Source organism: Sodalis sp. (in: enterobacteria) (assembly GCF_047607725.1).
GTDB lineage: Bacteria > Pseudomonadota > Gammaproteobacteria > Enterobacterales > Enterobacteriaceae > JBLKSS01.
In genome coordinates this window covers 1-15,217 of sequence record NZ_JBLKSS010000126.1, presented here as the reverse complement: position 1 = coordinate 15,217, position 15,217 = coordinate 1, and the positions used below count along the sequence as shown (strand labels likewise).

14 protein-coding genes and 2 pseudogenes are annotated in these 15,217 nt (G+C 59.9%); 13 read left to right on the top strand and 3 right to left on the bottom strand.

Annotated elements, in window-relative coordinates; translation table 11 throughout:
• Positions 1-25: 25 nt before the first annotated feature.
• A complete protein-coding gene (queE, locus tag ACMX3H_RS11450) occupies positions 26-697 on the top strand; it encodes a 7-carboxy-7-deazaguanine synthase QueE (RefSeq protein ID WP_415210936.1) in 672 nt (223 codons plus the stop codon).
• Positions 698-1,706: 1,009 nt separating this feature from the next.
• Here queE and queD read toward each other — a convergent pair.
• Complete coding sequence (gene queD, locus ACMX3H_RS11445; RefSeq protein ID WP_415210935.1) at positions 1,707-2,069, bottom strand: 6-carboxytetrahydropterin synthase QueD; 363 nt, start codon at positions 2,067-2,069, stop codon at positions 1,707-1,709.
• A gap of 344 nt (positions 2,070-2,413) precedes the next feature.
• Between queD and cysJ the strand changes: the two genes are divergently transcribed.
• The 3 genes from cysJ to ACMX3H_RS11430 are packed head-to-tail and all read left to right on the top strand — an operon-like array spanning position 2,414 to position 6,678.
• A complete protein-coding gene (cysJ, locus tag ACMX3H_RS11440) occupies positions 2,414-4,228 on the top strand; it encodes an NADPH-dependent assimilatory sulfite reductase flavoprotein subunit (protein WP_415210934.1) in 1,815 nt (604 codons plus the stop codon).
• A complete protein-coding gene (gene cysI / locus ACMX3H_RS11435; RefSeq protein ID WP_415210933.1) occupies positions 4,228-5,928 on the top strand; it encodes an assimilatory sulfite reductase (NADPH) hemoprotein subunit in 1,701 nt (566 codons plus the stop codon). The genes cysJ and cysI overlap by 1 nt, the downstream gene beginning before the upstream one ends.
• Before the next feature lie 15 nt (positions 5,929-5,943).
• Positions 5,944-6,678: a phosphoadenylyl-sulfate reductase gene (locus ACMX3H_RS11430; RefSeq protein ID WP_415210932.1), complete on the top strand. Its 735-nt coding sequence runs from the start codon at positions 5,944-5,946 to the stop codon at positions 6,676-6,678.
• 29 nt (positions 6,679-6,707) lie between these two features.
• Here the strand turns inward: ACMX3H_RS11430 and ACMX3H_RS11425 are convergent, their stop codons facing one another.
• Complete coding sequence (locus tag ACMX3H_RS11425) at positions 6,708-6,962, bottom strand: hypothetical protein (RefSeq protein ID WP_415210931.1); 255 nt, start codon at positions 6,960-6,962, stop codon at positions 6,708-6,710.
• A gap of 115 nt (positions 6,963-7,077) precedes the next feature.
• Complete coding sequence (locus tag ACMX3H_RS11420; RefSeq protein ID WP_415210930.1) at positions 7,078-7,509, bottom strand: M28 family peptidase; 432 nt, start codon at positions 7,507-7,509, stop codon at positions 7,078-7,080.
• 220 nt (positions 7,510-7,729) lie between these two features.
• On the opposite strand from ACMX3H_RS11420, the gene cysG reads away from it, so the two are divergent.
• The 9 genes and pseudogenes from cysG to truD all read left to right on the top strand — a co-directional run.
• The gene (cysG, locus tag ACMX3H_RS11415; RefSeq protein ID WP_415210929.1) at positions 7,730-9,145 is read left to right on the top strand and encodes a siroheme synthase CysG; all 1,416 of its coding nucleotides are present in this window, start codon (positions 7,730-7,732) and stop codon (positions 9,143-9,145) included.
• A gap of 11 nt (positions 9,146-9,156) precedes the next feature.
• Positions 9,157-10,065: a sulfate adenylyltransferase subunit CysD gene (gene cysD, locus ACMX3H_RS11410; protein WP_415210928.1), complete on the top strand. Its 909-nt coding sequence runs from the start codon at positions 9,157-9,159 to the stop codon at positions 10,063-10,065.
• Positions 10,066-10,077: 12 nt separating this feature from the next.
• On the top strand, positions 10,078-11,505 hold the full coding sequence (gene cysN / locus ACMX3H_RS11405; RefSeq protein WP_415210927.1) for a sulfate adenylyltransferase subunit CysN: 1,428 nt from the start codon (positions 10,078-10,080) through the stop codon (positions 11,503-11,505).
• Complete coding sequence (gene cysC, locus ACMX3H_RS11400) at positions 11,505-12,125, top strand: adenylyl-sulfate kinase (protein ID WP_415210943.1); 621 nt, start codon at positions 11,505-11,507, stop codon at positions 12,123-12,125. The genes cysN and cysC overlap by 1 nt, the downstream gene beginning before the upstream one ends.
• 59 nt (positions 12,126-12,184) lie before the next feature.
• Positions 12,185-12,533, top strand: a pseudogene (locus ACMX3H_RS11395) (DUF3561 family protein).
• 157 nt (positions 12,534-12,690) lie between these two features.
• Entirely contained in the window at positions 12,691-13,008 is a 318-nt protein-coding gene (ftsB, locus tag ACMX3H_RS11390) for a cell division protein FtsB (protein WP_025423378.1), read from the top strand.
• Positions 13,008-13,727 (top strand): 2-C-methyl-D-erythritol 4-phosphate cytidylyltransferase, encoded by a 720-nt coding sequence (gene ispD, locus ACMX3H_RS11385; protein WP_415210926.1) that lies wholly within the window; start codon positions 13,008-13,010, stop codon positions 13,725-13,727. Before ftsB ends, ispD begins: the two co-directional genes overlap by 1 nt.
• Positions 13,728-14,204, top strand: a complete 477-nt coding sequence (gene ispF / locus ACMX3H_RS11380) for a 2-C-methyl-D-erythritol 2,4-cyclodiphosphate synthase (RefSeq protein ID WP_415210925.1) — start codon at positions 13,728-13,730, stop codon at positions 14,202-14,204.
• Between the two features lie 8 nt (positions 14,205-14,212).
• Positions 14,213-15,094, top strand: a pseudogene (gene truD / locus ACMX3H_RS11375) (tRNA pseudouridine(13) synthase TruD); the annotation flags it as partial.
• Positions 15,095-15,217: the final 123 nt, after the last annotated feature.

The window sequence follows — 15,217 nt, the reverse complement described above, 5'->3', positions numbered from 1 at the left end:
CCGCAGCCGTCATCACGAAAAATGTATGCAGTACCCGCTTAACGAAATTTCCCAGACCCTCCAGGGCGAAGGCTACTTTACCGGCGTGCCGGCGATCTTTATCCGTCTGCAGGGGTGTCCGGTGGGATGCAGCTGGTGCGATACTAAGCATACGTGGCAACAGGACGCGGCCGATCAAGTGGCGGCGGGGGAAATACCGCTGAAGACCGCCGACAGCAGCCGCTGGGCCAGCCTCACGGCGGAAGAGGTTATTACGATGATCGCGCAGCAGGGCTGGACCGCCCGGCACGTCGTGATAACCGGCGGCGAGCCCTGTTTGCATGATCTGATGCCCCTGACCCACGCCCTGGAACAGCAAGGTTTCAGCTGCCAGATTGAAACCAGCGGCACCCAGGACGTTCACTGCACGCCGCAAACCTGGGTGACGGTGTCGCCGAAAATCAATATGCGCGGTGGACTGCCGGTACTGGCGCAGGCGCTGGGCCGCAGCGATGAAATCAAGCATCCGGTGGCGCGTCAGCGCGATATCGATGAGTTGGATGCGCTGTTGCAGACCTTGCATGATACAAAACAGCGGGTTATCGCGCTCCAGCCCATCAGCCAGAAAGAGGTGGCCACCCGCTTGTGTATCGAGACCTGTATCGCCCGTAATTGGCGGTTATCGATGCAAACCCACAAGTACCTCAACATCGCCTAGGGGCTGCCCACCACCGTTTTCCCGCGGTTAACGGCTGCGGGGCGCGGCGCGACTTTTGGGGTTAGCGTCTGGCCGTTTGGCCGAGAGGAGCAGGGGGCATTGGGACGTTTGGCATGAGAACATTGATAGGGCCGTGATCTCATAGCCCCAACACGACATTTTGTACTCCAGCAATACCCGCACCCGCTAAGGCAGCGGGAATACCCCTCTCTGTTGCTCCAAGCGCCGCCTTGACCACCATTTCGCCTCCGACAGACGTAGCCAGCCGTCGATTATTTCGCTCCGAGTTTTGACCCTTTATAATTTAATTCCTTTTATGTTAAAACGATAAATAAATATTCCGATAATCAGTGAAATAAACGCGGGATGCGGGTCGCTTTGGCGTTCTTCCTGACGGATACCCTCAAGCGAACCCCCTTTTCCCCATAACAAAAGACATAAATTTATCTACCAGGGGAACACGATTAATCCGTAGAAAATATTCTTATTTAAACCGCGTTTTTTAATATAGAAAAAACCGGCAATTAGCACATAGGTTAAAGGGGAGCGAATATAAACCGTCATGATTTTTCTCAGAAAAATGAGTAGATTGCGGGTTCTTTAGTTATGGGTGGGGCGCTATGCGTATTCCTGCTATGAGATGTTTATTATGAATGTCGCCATGACATCACATTTCATTACCCCTATCCATGGCGCCGCTGGGTAACGGCTATTCCCCTGTATGAGCCGCTGAATATAGGTCACTTTTACGCCAGACCAGCGCAAAAACAAAACAGACGCTCTGGTCGTCGCCTTCTCTCTTGCTGGCCCCGTGCGGGTATAAAAAATAGGCGGGCTGGGGGGAGTCGCAAGACGTGCCGAGGCTATCCGGTACGGCTAACCCTGTTTGTTCATCATCCCATCTCGGGTGGTGTTGGGTGTTTACCGGCTGGCTTTTCCCCGCTGAGCGCAAGGGAGGAGACGGCAATTTGCCCCGGCGGCCAGGGCAGGACCTTTGCCAGGGGCGTCTTTACTGGCCGCGGTAGACGCAGCCCGCAGTACAGGTTTCTTTGACGGTCACGGCGCTTAACAGCGGCACTGGCAGTTTGAGCTGCTGCCAAATCCACTGCGCCAGCACTTCGCTGGTAGGATTTTCCAGGCCAGGGATATCATTGAGATAATAATGGTCTAGCCGGTTGATGATCGGTTTGAAGGCCGCCTTCAAGTCGGCGAAATCCATAATCCAGCCGGTGTGGGGATCCACTTCGCCGGTCACTTCCAGGCGCACTAAAAAGGAGTGTCCATGCAGTCGGCCGCACTTATGTCCCGCGGGGACATGAGGCAAACGGTGGGCGGATTCAAAGGTAAAATCTTTATATAACGTGGTAATCACTGTCGCTTCTCTTCTACTACATTAACTGCATAATAACTGTTAGCGCGCTATGATGCCATGGATCGCGCCGCCGGCAACCCTCTCGACGGAAAATAAGGTTAACCCGGCGAGCTGCCCGCGCTGCTGACGGTGTCTTCCCCAGCGTAAGGTGCAGGGGGCCCTGGTGGGGGGGGTATTCTATCGGTAATTCCGGTAAGTTTAACCTTATTTATACCTTATGATGTTTAGTTATTTATTATTCACATCGCATCCTTTATTGTGGACCGGCGAGTGGTTAACCTTACAAACACTAATGATCTTTATTGCCCGGCCTGGCGTGCCGGCACAAGGAACTTCCTACCCCCATGACGAAACAGGTCCCCCCTTCTACAGTGCTGCCGCTAAACGCGGAGCAGCTGGATCGCTTGCAGGCAGCGACCGGTGATTTTTCTCCCCTGCAGTTGGCCTGGATTTCCGGTTATTTTTGGGGACGGGTAGCGGAGGGCCAGCCCGCGGGCGCCGCAGCGCCCGCGCAGCCTCAGGGGGCCGCCGCCGCGGCGCCGATTACGCTGCTTAGCGCCTCGCAAACCGGCAACGCGCGCCGGCTGGCGGAGCAATTGCGCGATGATTTGATTGCCGCGCAGCTTGATGTGGTACTGATTAACGCGGGCGACTATAAATTCAAACAGATTGCGCAAGAAAAACTGCTGCTGGTGGTGACCTCCACGCAGGGCGAGGGGGATCCGCCGGAAGAGGCGATCGCGCTGTATAAATATCTTTTCTCTAACAAGGCGCCGGCGCTGCCGGATACCCAATTCGCGGTGTTCGGCCTCGGCGACAGCTCCTATGAGCATTTCGCCAAAACCGGCAAAGATTTCGACAGCCGGCTGGCGGAGCTGGGGGCGCAGCGTTTGCATGACCGGGTGGACGCCGATGTGGACTATCAGTCGCAGGCCGAGGCCTGGCGCGTCGCGATGGTGGAACGGTTGAAGGCGCGGGTGGCGATCGCCAGTCCGGCACAGCAGCAATTGGCGGTCAGCGGCAGTGTCAACGAAGTGGATTCCAGCCCCTATACCAAAGACGCGCCGCTCAGCGCGCATTTGTCGGTGACTCAGAAGATAACCAGCAGGCAATCGCACAAAGATGTGCGCCATCTGGAGATTGATCTGGCGGATTCCGGGCTGCGTTATCAGCCAGGGGATGCGCTGGGGGTATGGTACGAAAACGATCCGGCGCTGATTGGCGAATTGCTGGCGCTGCTGTGGCTTAAAGGCGACGAGCCGGTCGAGGTGGCCGGGCAGACGCTGTCCCTCGGCGAGGCGCTGCAAAAACATTACGAGCTGACGCAAAACACCCCGGCCATTGTAGAGAGCTATGCCGCTCTCGCGCGGGATGAGGCGCTGTTGGCGGTAGTGGCGGATAAAGCGCAATTACAACAATTTGCGCTTGCGACGCCTATCGTCGATATGGTGCGCTGCGCGCCCATTGAACTGCGCGCCGAGCAGCTTTTGGGGCTGCTGCGCCCGCTGACGCCGCGCCTGTATTCCATCGCGTCATCGCAGGCGGAAGTCGTCGAAGAAGTGCATATTACGGTTGGTGTGGTGCGCTATGAAATCGATGGCCGGCCGCGCACCGGCGGGGGCGGCGGCTTTTTGGCCGACAGGCTGGCGGAAGACGATGAGTTGCGGGTATTTATCGAGCATAACGATAACTTCCGTCTGCCGAGCGATCTCAATACGCCGGTCATTATGATAGGACCCGGCACCGGGATCGCGCCGTTCCGGGCGTTTTTGCAGCAGCGCGATGCCGACGGCGCGCCGGGGCAAAACTGGCTGTTTTTCGGCAATCCCCATTTCACCGATGACTTTCTTTATCAGGTGGAATGGCAGCGCTATGTCAAAGAGGGGCTGCTGACCAAAATCGATCTTGCCTGGTCGCGGGATCAGGCGGAAAAAATCTATGTGCAGGATAGAGTGCGCGAGAAGGGCGCCGAAGTGTGGCGCTGGATCCAGCAGGGCGCGCATATTTATGTCTGCGGAGACGCCAACCGCATGGCCCGTGATGTCGAGCAGGCGCTGGTGGCGGTGGTGGCCGAGCATGGCGGCATGGATGTTGAGCAGGCGGACGAATTTTTAAGTGAGCTGCGCATTGAGCGCCGTTATCAGCGGGATGTCTATTGATGAGCGAACAACAACCGAAAGCCAAACTCTCCGACAACGAACGGTTAAAAGGCGAAAGCAATTTTCTGCGCGGTACCATCGCGCAGGATCTGCAGGACGGGCTGACCGGCGGCTTCAATGGCGATAATTTTCAGTTGATCCGCTTTCACGGCATGTACCAGCAAGACGATCGCGACCTGCGCGCCGAGCGCGCCGAGGCGAAGCTGGAGCCGCTGATTAATATGATGCTGCGCTGCCGTCTACCGGGCGGGGTGATCACGCCTCAGCAGTGGCTGGGCATCGACGCGTTCGCCGCCGAAGAGACTTTCTACGGCAGTATCCGTCTGACCACCCGGCAAACGTTCCAGTTTCACGGCGTGCTTAAGTCGAAGCTGAAAGGCATGCATCAACTGCTGCACCGCCTGGGGCTGGACTCTATCGCGACCGCCGGCGACGTTAACCGTAACGTGCTGTGCACCTCTAATCCCATCGAGTCGGTGCTGCATCGGCAGGCCTGGGAATGGGCGAAGAAAATCTCAGAACATCTGCTGCCGAAAACCCGCGCCTATGCGGAAATCTGGCTGGACGGCGAAAAGACCGAAACCACCGATCAGGAACCTATCCTGGGGCCGACCTATCTGCCGCGTAAATTCAAAACCACGGTGGTGGTGCCGCCGCTGAACGACGTGGATTTGCACGCCAACGATCTGAACTTTGTCGCTATCAGCGATAACGGCCAATTGGTGGGGTTCAACGTGCTGGTGGGCGGCGGCCTGGCGATGACCCACGGCGATAAGAGCACCTATCCGCGCAAGGCCAGCGAGTTCGGCTTTATCGCCCTGGCGGATACGCTGAAAATCGCCGAAGCGGTGGTGACCACGCAGCGTGACTGGGGCAACCGCGCTAATCGTAAGAACGCCAAGACCAAATATACCCTGGAGCGTGAAGGCGTCGGCGCGTTCCGCGACGAGGTGGAAATCCGCGCGGGCGTTCAATTCGCCCCTATCCGCCCTTATGCTTTTACCGAACGCGGCGATCGCTTCGGCTGGGTCAAGGGGATCGATAACCAATGGCACCTGACGCTGTTTATCGAAAACGGCCGCATCCTTGATTACCCGGACCGCACGCTAAAAACCGGCCTGGCGGAAATCGCCCGCATCCATAAAGGGGATTTCCGTCTGACCGCCAACCAAAACCTGATAATCGCCGGCGTCGATAAGAAGGATAAAGCGGCTATCGAAGCGCTGGCGCGGCGCCACGGGCTAATTAACGATGATATCAGCGCGCAGCGCAAGGTATCCATGGCCTGCGTGGCGTTTCCCACCTGTCCGCTGGCGATGGCCGAAGCGGAGCGATTCCTGCCGCAGTTTGTCAGTAAGGTGGAGAACATCATGTCGGGTCACGGGCTGGGAGACGACGAGATTATCTTGCGCGTGACCGGCTGCCCGAACGGCTGTGGTCGCGCGATGCTGGCGGAAATCGGACTGGTGGGTAAAGCCATCGGCCGCTATAACTTGTATTTGGGCGGCGATCGCATCGGTACCCGCATTCCGCGCATGTACCGGGAAAATATTACCGAAGACGAAATCTTGAGCATCATCGATGACACCGCGGGCCGCTGGGCGCGTGAGCGCCAGCCGCGGGAATCCTACGGCGATTATGTGGTGCGGGCCGGGATAGTGCGCCCGGTGGTGGATTCGGCGCGCGACTTTTACGATTAACCGGAGGGGGATGGCATGAGCGATTGGGATCTCGGCGAACTCACTGCGCTGGACAAAGCGCAGCAAACGGCGGCGCTGGCGGCGGTCAATCAGCAGTTGGAAAGCCAAACGGCGGAGCAGCGGGTTGCCTGGGCGCTGGAGCATCTCCCCGAGCAGGCGGTGCTGTCATCAAGCTTTGGTATTCAGGCGGCGGTCAGCCTGCATCTGGTGACCCGTCAGCGTCCGGATATTCCGGTGATTCTGACCGACACGGGTTATCTGTTCCCGGAAACCTACCGCTTCATCGATGAGCTGACCGAGACGCTGGGGCTTAACCTGCAGATCTTCCGCGCCAGCACCTCGCCCACCTGGCAGGAGGCGCGCTACGGCAAACTGTGGGAACAGGGCGTCGAGGGTATTGAGCGCTATAACCAAATCAACAAGGTAGAACCGATGAACCGCGCGCTGGCGACCCTTGGCGCGGGGACCTGGTTCGCGGGTCTGCGGCGCGAGCAGTCCGGTAGCCGCGCCCGGTTACCGGTGCTGGCGATCCAGCGCGGGGTGTTCAAGCTGCTGCCGATTATCGACTGGGATAATCGGCAGGTGTATCACTATCTGACCCGTCACGGCCTGAGCTATCACCCGCTGTGGGAGCAGGGCTACCTGTCGGTGGGCGATACCCACACGACGCGCAAGTGGGAGCAGGGCATGAGCGAGGAGGAGACGCGCTTTTTCGGGCTGAAACGCGAGTGCGGCCTGCATGAAGGCTAAAGGCGCGCTGCGCGTCAGTATTGCCTTCTCTAGGCCTGCCTGCCGACGCGGTCACTTTTCGCAGCGGCTTTGGTCTGCGCGGCGCCGGTAAGATCGCACAGCAGCGGCCGCAGCAGGATCAGGCTGTCGCGGGTGCGGCGCGCCAGTTGCCCGTGAAGGTGGCGGTCAAGCCACAATAAATTATCGCGCTGGTTCTGGTAACGTACCGTGCCTTGAGGGAAGTGGGCGCTTACTTTCCTCTGCAGGCAACTGTCGCCGGCCACCCCGGAAGTCACGTCCAGCACCGGCAACCCGGCGCGGGCGAACGGCAGCTGCAGCGACGGGCACGACGGACGATCGCGCAGGCACTCGCTGAGCAGCAGCGGTACGTCGGCGCGGCGGGCCTGCGCGCGCGGGGCGTTAATCTGCGCTGACAGCGCGATAGTGCCCGCCGGTAGCTGAATAATCCACGCGCCGCTTTTCGCCGGCGATGAGCTGCTGCAAATTCACCACCAACCGCGTTTGTTGTTTCTCCCGCGGCGACATGCGGTCCAGATAATCCTGGCTGCCCGCCAGGTCGGGAACGCCGGCGTTCAACGCGACAAAACGCACGCCGACCTGCAGCGGCAGCTGATCCAGATCGCGCGCCAGGGCCAGCATGATACCCAGCCCGGCGGCCAGCAGCTCCGTGGGACTGCCCGCCATACGGCCGGGAAAATAGGTGGCGATAGCGCGTGTTTGCGCTTGGGCATAGTGTTCAGGGGAGGGCGCGGAGGCGGCCTGGGCGGCAGGCGGCGGCAACGCGCTGACCAAGAGCCAGAACGCAACACGCAGGCAAGCGGGGTAACGCATAACGGAAAGTCCTTGTTTACCGGAACGGCCTCAATATTCGGCCGCGCAACTGTCGGCTATAGTATGGGGCGGCGACGGCGGCAAAACAATCCCGCTTCGCTGGAAAGTCAATGGTGTCGTTATTCCATAAAGGCAAATGAAATTCCAATTAAGAATTTCATATACCAGAAATGGTCGACGTATAGTCATAATTTTGCTAAACACGAATAGAAAGGTTGCTGTGGAATATTTACCGCTATTTGCCGATCTCAGGCGACGTCCGGTACTGGTGGTTGGCGGTGGCGATGTTGCAGCGCGCAAAATTCAGCTGTTAATGCGCGCCGGCGCCCAAATCAGAGTGGTGGCGCGGGCGCTATGCCCGGCGCTTACGGAAATTCACCGCGCCGGCGGCCTGTCATGGCTAGGCGAATCGTTTGAACCGACCATGCTGGACGACGTCTTCCTGGTGATCGCCGCCACCGATGACGCGACGCTGAACGCCCAGGTCTCGCAGTGCGCCGAACAACGCCATTTGCTGGCCAACGTGGTGGACGACCAGCCGTACTGCTCATTCATCTTTCCTTCGATTATCGATCGCGCACCCATTGTGGTGGCCATCTCCTCCGGTGGTAAGGCGCCGGTGCTCGCGCGCATCCTGCGCGAGAAACTTGAATCGATGCTGCCGACCTTTCTCGGCCCCATGGCGGCCATGGCGGGCGCCTGGCGCGGTCGGGTAAAGCAGCAGATCCACAGCATGGCCGGCCGCCGCCGGTTTTGGGAGAAAGCACTCAATGGCCGCTTTGCCAGTCTGGTGGCGCAGGGACGGCTGGAACAGGCCGAACAGGCGCTGGAGCAGGCCCTTAACGCCGACCCGGAAGACGGGGGCGAGGTGGCGCTGGTCGGCGCCGGTCCCGGCGACAGCGGACTATTGACGCTGCGCGGACTGCAACTGATGCAGCAGGCGGATGTGGTGCTGTATGACTACCTGGTAAGCCAGGAAATCCTTGAACTGGTACGCCGCGATGCGGACCGGATCTGCGTGGGCAAGCGCGCCGGCGAACAGTCGATGCCGCAGCAGGAGATCAATCGTCTACTGGTGACGCTGGCGCAGCAGGGCAAAAAAGTGGTGCGGCTCAAAGGGGGCGATACTTTTATTTTCGGCCGCGGCGGCGAAGAGCTGCAAGCCGTGGCGGCGGCGGGCATACCCTTTCAGGTGGTGCCCGGCATCACCGCCGCCGTGGGCGCCACCGCCTATGCCGGCATCCCGCTGACCCATCGCGAGCATGCCCAAAGCATTACCTTTATCACCGGGCATGTGCGCGATGGCGCGGATGCCCTGGATTGGCAGGCGCTGGCGCGCGGGCGCCAGACGCTGGCGATATACATGGGGGTGGTCAAGGCGGCGGAAATCAGCAGCCAGCTCATTCGCCACGGCCGGTCGGCGCAAACCCCGGTGGCGGTGATAAGCCGCGGGACCCGCAGCGACCAGTACGTGCAGACGGGGACCCTGGCGGCGCTGGATCAACTGGCGCAGGGGGCGCCGACCCCCGCATTGCTGGTGATAGGCGAAGTGGTCGCCCTTCATCATGAAATCAATTGGTTTGGTCAGCAAAACCTGGCGGCGCAAAAGCGCGCGTCGGTGGTCAATCTGGCGTAAGGATGTCATTTATGGATCAACAACGTTTTACCCATCTGCGGCAGCTGGAGGCTGAGAGTATCCATATCATCCGTGAGGTGGCTGCCGAATTCAGCAATCCGGTGATGATGTACTCCATCGGCAAAGACTCGTCCGTGATGCTGCATCTGGCGCGGAAGGCTTTTTATCTCGGCAAACTGCCGTTTCCGCTGCTGCATGTGGATACCGGCTGGAAATTCCGCGAAATGTATGCGTTTCGCGATCACACCGCCAAGGCCTACGGTTTCGAGCTGCTGGTGCATAAAAACCCAGAAGGGGTGGCGATGGGCATTAACCCCTTCGTTCACGGCAGCGCCAAGCATACCGATATCATGAAGACCGAGGGCCTGAAGCAGGCGCTGAATCAGTACGGCTTCGATGCCGCCTTTGGCGGCGCCCGGCGCGATGAGGAGAAGTCCCGCGCCAAGGAGCGTATTTACTCGTTCCGCGACCGCTTTCACCGCTGGGATCCGAAAAACCAGCGTCCGGAGCTGTGGCACAACTATAACGGCCAGATCAACAAGGGGGAGAGCATTCGCGTTTTCCCGCTCTCCAACTGGACCGAGCTCGATATCTGGCAATACATTTTTCTGGAAAATATTGAAATCGTACCGCTGTATCTGGCCAAGAAGCGGCCCGTGCTGGAGCGCGACGGCATGCTGATGATGGTGGACGACGACCGTATCGACCTGCAGCCGGGCGAAGTGATTGAACAGCGTATGGTGCGCTTTCGCACGCTCGGCTGCTGGCCGCTGACCGGCGCGGTGGCGTCGAGCGCGCAGACCCTGCCTGAGATTATCGAGGAAATGCTGGTGTCCACCACCAGCGAGCGCCAGGGCCGGGTTATCGATCGCGATCAGTCCGGGTCGATGGAAATGAAAAAGCGTCAGGGTTATTTTTAAGGAGCCATCGACATGAACAATGCTATAGCCCAACAAATCGCCGAGCAGGGCGGGGTAGAAGCGTATCTGCACGCCCAGCAGCATAAAAGCCTGCTGCGTTTTTTGACCTGCGGCAGCGTCGATGACGGCAAAAGCACCCTGATCGGCCGCCTGCTGCACGATACCCGGCAAATCTACGAGGATCAGCTATCGACGCTGCACACCGACAGCAAGCGCCTCGGCACCCAGGGCGAAAAGCTCGATCTGGCGCTGCTGGTGGACGGTCTGCAGGCCGAGCGCGAGCAGGGCATCACTATCGATGTCGCCCATCGTTATTTTTCGACCGAAAAACGTAAATTTATCATTGCCGACACGCCGGGTCATGAACAATACACCCGCAATATGGCCACCGGCGCCTCAACCTGCAACCTGGCCATCCTGCTTATCGATGCGCGCAAAGGTGTGCTGGACCAGACCCGGCGCCACAGCTTCATCAGCACCCTTTTAGGCATCCGCCATTTGGTGGTGGCGGTGAACAAGATGGATCTGGTGGCGTTCGACCAGCAGGTATTCGAGAGTATCCGCCAGGATTATCTGCGCTTCGCCGAACAGTTACCGGTAGATTTAAACATCACTTTCGTGCCGCTGTCGGCGCTGGAGGGCGATAACGTCGCCGCACTGGCCACCCACATGCCCTGGTATGCCGGTCCCACGCTGTTGGACGTGCTGGAAACGGTGGAGGTGGTCAACTTGAACGAGCGGCAGCCGATGCGCTTCCCGGTGCAGTACGTCAACCGCCCCAATCTGGATTTTCGCGGCTACGCCGGTACCGTGGTGGCTGGGGTATTGCGCGTGGGGCAGGCGGTACAGGTGCTGCCGTCCGGCATAACGTCCACTATCAGCCGCATCGTGACCTTTGACGGCGATTTGCCCGAGGCCTGGGCCGGCGAAGCGGTTACCCTGGTCCTGGCGGATGAGGTGGATATTAGCCGCGGCGATCTGCTGGTGGACGCCAGCGAGACGCTGACGGCGGTGCAAAACGCCCAGGTGGATGTGGTGTGGATGACCGAACAGCCGCTGGTGGCGGGCCAGAGTTTCGATATCAAGATTGCCGGCAAGAAAACCCGCGCGCGGGTGGACAATATTCAGTATCAGGTGGATATCAACACCCTGACCCAACGCGTGGCGGACAGTCTGCCGCTGAACGGTATCGGCCTGGTGGAGCTGGCGTTTGATGAACCGATGATCCTGGAGAAGTACGCCGATAACCCGACCACCGGCGGCATGATTTTTATCGACAGGTTAAGTAATGTCACCGTCGGCGCCGGCATGGTGCGCCAGCCGCTGCAGGACGTTTATCGTGAACCGGGCGCCTACGGTGAATTCGAGCTGGCGCTGAACGCGCTGGTGCGCCGCCATTTTCCCCACTGGGGCGCGCGCGACCTGCTGGGAGGTAAATGATGGCCGCCGACGCCGGGCTACCGCTTAATGAAAACGTGGTGTGGCACCCCCAGCCGGTGACCCGCCAGGATCGCGAGGCATTGCATAAGCACCAGGGCGCGGTGTTGTGGTTTACCGGCCTGTCCGGCTCGGGCAAATCCACCCTCGCCGGCGCGCTGGAGCAGGCGCTGCATCAGCGGGGCGTAAGTACCTATCTGTTGGACGGCGACAACGTGCGACATGGTTTGTGTCGCGATCTGGGCTTCGGTGATGATGACCGACACGAGAATATCCGCCGGGTGGGCGAGGTGGCGCGGCTGATGGTGGACGCCGGCCTTATTGTGCTGACGGCCTTCATTTCCCCCCACCGCGCCGAGCGGCAGCTGGTGCGTGATATGCTGCCCGCCGGCCGCTTTATCGAAGTGTTTGTCGATACGCCGCTAGCCGTTTGCGAGGCGCGTGATCCCAAAGGTTTGTACCAAAAAGCCCGCGCCGGCGAGCTGCGTAATTTCACCGGTATCGACGCGGTTTACGAGGCGCCGCCGCGGCCGGATTTGCATCTGGACGGCGAACAATTGGTAACAAATTTGACCGGCCGTTTATTAGATCTGCTGGATGAGCGCGTTATTATCGAGTCCTGAATGCGCTGCCGGCGACATGGGAACCTTCACCGGCGATTACCAGCCAGAGACAGGTCTTGATGCCGAACGTTACCGAGATAAAACGCGCTATCCCATTCAAATTCAGCCTTGCTCCTGACCGTACGCTTCGCCGGGATGAGCCGCCTTACGCCCTGTGGGGCGGCATCGCCGGGTTTATCTTTTACTGGCTGGCTTTTGCCGTGCCTATCCTGCAATTTGGCGCCAATGCCCTGTTTTTCCTGCTTTACACCTGGCCTTTTTTTCTGGCGCTGCTGCCGGTGTGTGTGTTGATGGGCGTGGTCTATAGCGTGCTGCTCGGCGGCAAATTATGGCTGACGGGTGCTGGTCACCGGCCTGTCGGTGTTCTGCCTGTTTTGGCTGGTGTTCACCTTTCTCTCGGGGTGGTAAGGGCCTGTGAGCCCCCTGTCCGGTAACAAAGCGTAAAAAATCGGTAAAAAAGTCCCTGAACCGCCGGCTTTTTGATGGTTTTGCCGCGCTATTTGCCGGCTGGTGTGGAGTCCGGCCGCAAGTTATGGGATGATTATGCCGTCATTCAGGGGGCGGGATGGGGAAACTTACGCTGCTATTATTAGTATTGCTTGGCTGGCTGCAGTATTCACTGTGGCTGGGTAAAAACGGCGTGCACGACTTGGTGCGCGTCGAGAGCGACGTCGCGGCACAACAAAGCAATAACGCGCAACTCAAAGCGCGCAACGATCAGCTGTTCGCCGAAATTGACGATCTCAACGGTGGCCAGGAAGCTATTGAGGAACGCTCACGTAACGAGCTTGGCATGATTAAGCCGGGCGAGACCTTCTATCGCCTGGTACCGGAGCAGGCGAAACGGCAGCCGGCGGCGCCCGCAACGCAAGATAATCAATAATGACCCTATCAGTGGGACCTGTCCCTGACGTTATCGCCATATTGCCGGTGGCCGGAATCGGCAGCCGTATGCAGACCGCCTTGCCCAAACAATATCTCACCATCGGCGACAAAACCCTGCTTGAGCACGCTATCGACGCGCTGCTGTGCCAACCCTGCATCCGCGAGGCGATCGTGGCGATAAGCCCCGCGGATCGCTGGTATCACCAACTTCCGGTGGCCGCCGATCCGCGGGTGCGCGTGGTCACCGGCGGCGTGGCGCGCGCCGACTCGGTCATGGCCGCGCTGTGCCGCGTGCGTGCTGCATCCTGGGTGCTGGTGCATGACGCCGCGCGTCCCTGCCTGCATCAAGACGATTTGCGCCGCCTGCTGGCGATTACGGCGCACACCGACGTGGGCGGGCTGCTGGCGTCGCCGGTGCGCGACACCATGAAACGCGCCCGCGCCGGCACGGACATTATCGCGAGTACCGTCGAGCGCGAGGATTTATGGCATGCGCTGACGCCGCAGCTGTTCGCGCGCGATCTGCTGAAGAACTGTCTGGAGCGTGCGCTGGCGGAAGGGGTGACGGTGACCGATGAAGCCTCGGCGCTGGAGTATTGCGGCTACGCGCCGCTGCTGGTGCCGGGGCGCGCGGACAACATCAAAGTGACCCGCCCGGAAGATTTGGCGCTGGCCCGCTTCTTTTTTTCTCAATTGGCTAATACGGAGAGCGCGTAAATGCGTATCGGACACGGTTTCGACGTGCACCAGTTCGGCGGCCAAGGCCCGCTTATCATCGGCGGTGTGCGTATCCCTTATCCGCAGGGCCTGCTGGCGCATTCCGATGGCGACGTCGCGCTGCACGCCGCGACCGATGCCCTGCTGGGCGCCGCCGCCCTCGGCGATATCGGCAAATTGTTTCCCTATACCGATCCGGCCTATAAAGGGGCCGACAGCCGTGCGCTATTGCGCGAAGCCTGGCGGCGGATTGCGGCCAAGGGGTACCGTCTGGGCAACTTGGACATTACCCTTATCGTCCAGACGCCGAAGATGGCGCCGCATATTCCGCAAATGCGCGTGCATATCGCCGAAGACCTCGGCTGCCATATGGATGATATCAACGTCAAGGCGACCACGACCGAACGGCTGGGCTTTACCGGCCGCGGCGAAGGCATCGCCTGCGAGGCGGTGGCGCTACTGGTCCGGACGGCATGACCGACGCCCTGGACTATCATCGGCTGCACTGGCTGCTCGGCAAGCCCGCCGCGACCGGTCGCGTTAAGGCCGAGGCGGCGGATTTCCAGGTGCACGAGCAGCTTGGTTTCGCGCCCGATGGCGAAGGGGAGCATGTGCTGGTGTACCTGCGTAAAACCGGCTACAACACGCCCTACGTCGCCGAGGCGCTGGCGGCGTTCGCCGGGATCCCCGCCCGCGCGGTCAGTTACGCCGGGCTAAAAGATCGCCACGCCGTCACCGAACAATGGTTTTGCCTGCATCTGCCCGGCAAAAGCGATCCCGACTTCGCGGCATTCCAGCTCGCCGGCTGCGATATCCTCGCCGTCGCCCGCCACCGGCGTAAGTTGGGTATTGGCGCCCTCAAGGGCAACGCCTTTACTCTGACGCTACGTGAGATAAGCGATGGTGAGGACGTTGAGGTGCGGCTGAACCGCATCTGTGACCAAGGGGTGCCGAACTATTTCGGCTATCAGCGGTTCGGCCATCAGGGCAATAATCTGACGCTGGCGCTGCGCTGGGCGAATAACGAACTGCGTATCAAAGACCGCAGCAAACGCAGCTTTACCCTTTCCGCCGTCCGCTGCGCGTTGTTCAATCAGGTGGTCAGCCAGCGTTTGGCGCAGTTGAGGCCGGCGCGCCTGCTGAACGGTGACGCCCTGCAATTGACCGGCCGAGGTAGCTGGTTTGTGGCAAGCACGGCGGAGATGCCGGCGCTGACCGCGCGGCTGGCGGCGGGGGAGCTCTCCCTGACGGCGCCGTTGCCGGGGGAGGGCGCATTGTGTTCCCTTGACGAAGCGCTGGCGTTTGAACAAGCCTGCCTCGCGACGCAGCCGGCGCTGATGGCGTTGCTGGGTAAGCGCCCCGTGGAGGACGTCTTGAATTATTGGTGGGTTTGTTGTACGGCCCGGTAAGAATATGTTCCACTACGATGCCTAGTGAACCCGCATCCTATAAGGGACGGCTGTCAGATCATGGATAATCCGGCGATGATA

What these genes read in the sequence shown, in the direction of transcription:
- queE (WP_415210936.1), top strand. Translation starts at nt 26, where the DNA reads ATGCAGTACCCGCTTAACGAAATTTCCCAGACCCTCCAGGGCGAAGGC.
- cysJ (WP_415210934.1), top strand. Translation starts at nt 2,414, where the DNA reads ATGACGAAACAGGTCCCCCCTTCTACAGTGCTGCCGCTAAACGCGGAG.
- cysI (WP_415210933.1), top strand. Translation starts at nt 4,228, where the DNA reads ATGAGCGAACAACAACCGAAAGCCAAACTCTCCGACAACGAACGGTTA.
- ACMX3H_RS11430 (WP_415210932.1), top strand. Translation starts at nt 5,944, where the DNA reads ATGAGCGATTGGGATCTCGGCGAACTCACTGCGCTGGACAAAGCGCAG.
- ACMX3H_RS11420 (WP_415210930.1), bottom strand. Translation starts at nt 7,509, where the DNA reads ATGCGTTACCCCGCTTGCCTGCGTGTTGCGTTCTGGCTCTTGGTCAGC.
- cysD (WP_415210928.1), top strand. Translation starts at nt 9,157, where the DNA reads ATGGATCAACAACGTTTTACCCATCTGCGGCAGCTGGAGGCTGAGAGT.
- cysN (WP_415210927.1), top strand. Translation starts at nt 10,078, where the DNA reads ATGAACAATGCTATAGCCCAACAAATCGCCGAGCAGGGCGGGGTAGAA.
- cysC (WP_415210943.1), top strand. Translation starts at nt 11,505, where the DNA reads ATGGCCGCCGACGCCGGGCTACCGCTTAATGAAAACGTGGTGTGGCAC.
- ftsB (WP_025423378.1), top strand. Translation starts at nt 12,691, where the DNA reads ATGGGGAAACTTACGCTGCTATTATTAGTATTGCTTGGCTGGCTGCAG.
- ispD (WP_415210926.1), top strand. Translation starts at nt 13,008, where the DNA reads ATGACCCTATCAGTGGGACCTGTCCCTGACGTTATCGCCATATTGCCG.
- ispF (WP_415210925.1), top strand. Translation starts at nt 13,728, where the DNA reads ATGCGTATCGGACACGGTTTCGACGTGCACCAGTTCGGCGGCCAAGGC.